A 4,111-nucleotide genomic window follows, 5' to 3' on the forward strand; every position below is an offset into this window, starting at 1 on the left:
GGCACGCGCGTTGGCCTCTTCGATGGCGCGCCGGGCGTATTCGGAGCGGCTCAACCCGCTGAGGCGCGCGGCCTCGGCCGTTTCCCGCACGAAGGATTCCGGCGCACGAAACACGAACTGGCTCGTGGTTTCCATGGTCGCTCAATACAGTTTAATGTTCGGGAATGTATAGCAAGAATGTATAGCGGCCAGTTGTCGATACGCCTGCAGCAGCGTTTGCCAGAGGGTCAGCGGCGTGTGCAAGGCATCGGCTCGACGCTCGCGCCCTCGTTCCGACTCGAGGGTGCCTTGCTTCGCAACGGCTGCCGCGTCCGGCAGCGCGGGCAAAGCGCTACTCGATCCTGAACTCGAACTCCTGCGTCGCGATCACTTCGCCGGCGCCGCCGGCGCCGCTGGCGCACTGGTACTGCAGCATGGCGTTGCGCACGGCGGAGTGGAAAACGCGCGGGCCCGACAGGATGGTGACTTCCTGGATCACGCCGCCACTGATGCGCACCTGCGCACGCACCACGCCCGAAGTGCCGTCCTGCAGCGCACGACGCGGTACGTCGGGCTTGACCTGCTTCGGGCAGACCACGCCGATGTCCTGGCGCAGCGGTGCCGGCGGCGGGGCAGGCGGCGCCGGGGGCGGCGCAGGAGGCGGCGGCTCGATCTTGTATTCGATTGTCGGCGGCACGGGTGCCGGCGCCACCGTGATCGGCGGCGGGGCGGGCACCGGCGGCGGCTGGATCCTCGGCGGCGGCACGTAGGGCGGTGGTGGCGGCGGCTTGGGCGGCGGTGGTTTGGGAGGCGGCGGCGGCGGTTTGGGCAGTGGCGGCGGCGGTGGCTCCGGAGGCGGCGGCGCCGGGGGCGGCGGCGGCGGCGGCGGTGGAGGCGCGAGCGGCAATGGTGGCGGAGGTGGTGGCGGCGCGGCGATGATCTTCGCCTCCAGCGGCTTCTTGACCACTTCGACCATGTCGCGCGCCAGCCCGGACACCAGCGCGTAGAAGATGAAAAGATGCAGCACGACCACGGCCGTCAGGCCGATGAGGCGCCTCGATGCCGGTTGCCGCTGGTAGTTCAGGTCCATGCCGAAGGTTTCATTGCGGCCCGGCGCCGCGCCGGGCGTTGCCAGGCCCGGCCGCGGTCACGGCGCGAATTGCTCGCTGCCGACGATGCCGAACTTGGTCAGACCCAGGCGCTGCACGCTGGCCATCACCGAGGCCACGGTTTCGTATCGGGCCCCCCGATCCGGGCGCAGGTGCAGCTCAGGCTGCGTCTCGAGCGGCAGCGCCGCCAGTTCGCGCAGCCGGGCGTCCACTTCCACCGGGCCCGCCAGCACCTCGCCGTTCCAGAACACGCGGCTGCTCGCATCGATGTCGACCTTCACGATTTGCGGCTGCACCAGCGGCGGCGGTGGCGGGTTGCCGGCCGGCAGGGCCAGGTTGACCGCGTGCAGCTGGATCGGGATGGTGATGATCAGCATGATCAGCAGCACCAGCATCACGTCGATCAGCGGCGTGGTGTTGATGTCCATCATCACCTCGGGCTCGCCGCCTGCGTTGGTGCCGCTCGAGACATTCATGGCCATCGTTCAGCCTCCCCTGGCCGGCGGCTCGGTGATGAAGGACACGCTGGTGATGCCGGCGAGCTGGCAGGCGTAGACCACCCGGCCCACCGATTCGTAGCGTGCCGCGTGGTCGCCGCGGATGTGCACTTCGGGCTGCGGCCGCATGACCGAGACCTTTTCCAGCCGCTCGACCAGTGCCTCGGTGCTGGGCACGCGGGCGTCGTACCAGTAGATCGCGCCGCTGCGATCGACCGAGATGACGACGTTCTCGGGCCGGGTCTCGCGGATTTCGATCGCTTCCTTGGGCAGTTGCACCGCGATGGAGCTGGTGACGACCGGGATGGTGATCAGGAAGATGATGAGCAGCACCAGCATCACGTCGACCAGCGGCGTCGTGTTGATGGTGGAGACCACCTCGTCTTCCTCCCCGAACGGGGAGCCGGTCTGCATCGCCACGGGTCAGCCCTCGCCGGTTCGCCCCGACAGGGCCGAGCGCCCCCTCGGGGGGCAGCGCTGAGGGCGCGTGGGGGTCGTCATCTCAACCCTTGAATTTCACCGAAGCCAGCAACACCGAATGCAGGTCGCTGCCAAAGGCGCGCACGTCGTCCATCGCCGCCTTGTTGCGGCGGACCAGCCAGTTGTAGCCGAGCACAGCGGGCACGGCCACGGCAAGACCGAGGGCGGTCATGATCAGCGCCTCGCCGACCGGGCCGGCCACCTTGTCGATGGAGGCCTGCCCGGCCACGCCGATGGCTGTGAGCGCGTGGTAGATGCCCCAGACCGTGCCGAACAGGCCGATGAAGGGCGCCGTCGAGCCGACCGTGGCGAGGAAGGCCAGGCCGTCCTGCAGGCGGCTCTGCACGCGTTCCATCGCGCGCTGGATCGACATCGTCACCCAGCTGTGGAGGTCCACATGCTCGAACAGGCCACCGTGCTTCTTGGTGGCCTCGATGCCCGCCTCGGCGATGAAGCGAAAGGGGCTGGCCTGCTCCAGCGTGTCGGCCCCCTGGCGCACCGTGCCGGCGCTCCAGAAGCTCTTGGTGGCGAGCTTGGCTTGGCGCCCGATCTTGGCCTGCTCGATGACCTTGACGATGAGGATGTACCAGGTGCCCATCGACATGATCACGAGCACCAGCAGCACCGCCTTGGCCACGCCGTCGCTGGTACGCCAGAGCGATTCGAGACCGTAGGGGTTGAGGGTCGTCTCGGCGCCGTTGGGCGTGGCCGGCAAGGTCATGGGCGCCGGTGTCGTGGCGGCTGGCTTCGATGCCGGCGGGACCGCTTCGCTGGCCGCTCCGGGCGCGCTGGTGGAGGCCTGCGCCTGCGCGTCACGAACGGTGATGCCGGCGGCGGTCGTCATGAAGGCCATCGCCAACAGCAGGGCTGCCGCAGGACGAGAAAACGAACGCAACATGAGGTCTCCGGTGAACGCAGGGTCGAAAAATCGAAAGGCGGCCCATGCCGCCCGTGGGGAATGTACCGGAGCGCGGCCCTGCGTCGCTGAGGGCGCCGCCATAGGCCACCGACGCGCGCTGCCATGCCGCCCGCCTCGTCCGCAAGGCGGCGACCGGGATTTACGCGCTCGAACGGCACTTCTTTCCGCGCAGGCGGGGCGGTTCCTGGCAAGAGCCATATACTGCTGCTATATCCCAACTGGAGCTGCGTATGGCCATCAGCACCGTTTTCGTCAACAACCGGAGCCAGGCAGTTCGCCTTCCCGCCGAGGTGCGCTTCCCGAGCTCCGTCAAAAAGGTGGAAGTGCGGGTGGTGGGCGTCGAGCGCGTGATTTCGCCAGTGGATGCAGCGTGGGACAGCTTCTTCAGAAACGGACCGATGCCGACGGAAGACTTCATGCCGGAGCGAGCCAGCCAACATCAGGCGCCGCGAGAGCCGCTGGACGTGTAGCCGCCCGCCATGCTGACCTACATGCTGGACACCAACATTGCCGTTTACGTTATCAAGCGGCGCCCTCCCGGCGTGTTGGACGTTTTCAACCGACACCACGGGCGCATGGCGCTGTCTTCGATCTCGCTGGCGGAGCTGCTGCACGGTGCGGAAAAAAGCATGGACCCCCCGCGCAACCTCGCAGTTGTCGAAGATTTCTGCAGCCGGCTGACCGTGCTCGACTACGGCTCCAACGCTGCTGCCCATTACGGCAGCATCCGCGCCCATCTGGAAAAGCGGGGCACGCCCATCGGCGTGAACGATCTGCACATTGCGGCCCACGCGCGCAGCCAGGGCTTTACCCTGGTCAGCAACAACCTGCGGGAGTTCGAGCGTGTACCGGGCTTGCTGATGGAAAACTGGATAGAAGACGCGCCATGAGTGATACGCAATTGCGTTCGATCAGCTAAGAACGCTGAGATTGATCGGGCCCTGCACGGGTCGGCAATCGGTCCGTTGCGGACCTGTGGTTGACAGCTATGCGAGCGCTCGGCGGGTGCAAAGCCGTGGGCGGGCGTGCGGCGGCGCGCCGGTGCGGCGGTCGGCCCGCAGGGCCGACTGCGCTGTGCTGCTCGGGCTTGCGGGCCGTCGCACAACTCGCTTCGTTCGCTGCGCTCA

General features: G+C 67.8%; 6 protein-coding genes. 2 read left to right on the forward strand and 4 right to left on the reverse strand.

The features are described from left to right. Positions 1–331: 331 nt before the first annotated feature. The 4 genes from H0W38_RS18020 to H0W38_RS18035 form a co-directional block, all read right to left on the reverse strand. Positions 332–1,069 carry an energy transducer TonB gene (locus H0W38_RS18020; protein ID WP_292456653.1) on the reverse strand — a complete coding sequence of 246 codons (738 nt, stop codon included), beginning with the start codon at positions 1,067–1,069 and terminating at the stop codon, positions 332–334. 57 nt (positions 1,070–1,126) lie between these two features. Then, complete coding sequence (locus H0W38_RS18025) at positions 1,127–1,570, reverse strand: biopolymer transporter ExbD (protein WP_292456654.1); 444 nt, start codon at positions 1,568–1,570, stop codon at positions 1,127–1,129. Positions 1,571–1,573: 3 nt separating this feature from the next. After that, complete coding sequence (locus H0W38_RS18030) at positions 1,574–1,999, reverse strand: biopolymer transporter ExbD (protein ID WP_292456657.1); 426 nt, start codon at positions 1,997–1,999, stop codon at positions 1,574–1,576. Between the two features lie 88 nt (positions 2,000–2,087). Further along, the gene (locus tag H0W38_RS18035; protein ID WP_292456659.1) at positions 2,088–2,963 is read right to left on the reverse strand and encodes a MotA/TolQ/ExbB proton channel family protein; all 876 of its coding nucleotides are present in this window, start codon (positions 2,961–2,963) and stop codon (positions 2,088–2,090) included. A 251-nt stretch (positions 2,964–3,214) separates the two neighbouring features. Here H0W38_RS18035 and vapB point away from each other — a divergent pair, with 251 nt between their 5' ends. Further along, positions 3,215–3,454 (forward strand): type II toxin-antitoxin system VapB family antitoxin, encoded by a 240-nt coding sequence (gene vapB, locus H0W38_RS18040; RefSeq protein ID WP_292456661.1) that lies wholly within the window; start codon positions 3,215–3,217, stop codon positions 3,452–3,454. A 9-nt stretch (positions 3,455–3,463) separates the two neighbouring features. Continuing rightward, complete coding sequence (locus tag H0W38_RS18045) at positions 3,464–3,874, forward strand: type II toxin-antitoxin system VapC family toxin (protein WP_292456663.1); 411 nt, start codon at positions 3,464–3,466, stop codon at positions 3,872–3,874. The last annotated feature ends 237 nt before the right edge of the window (positions 3,875–4,111 follow it).

This window comes from Methylibium sp. (assembly GCF_013817365.1).
Taxonomy (GTDB): domain Bacteria; phylum Pseudomonadota; class Gammaproteobacteria; order Burkholderiales; family Burkholderiaceae_C; genus Methylibium.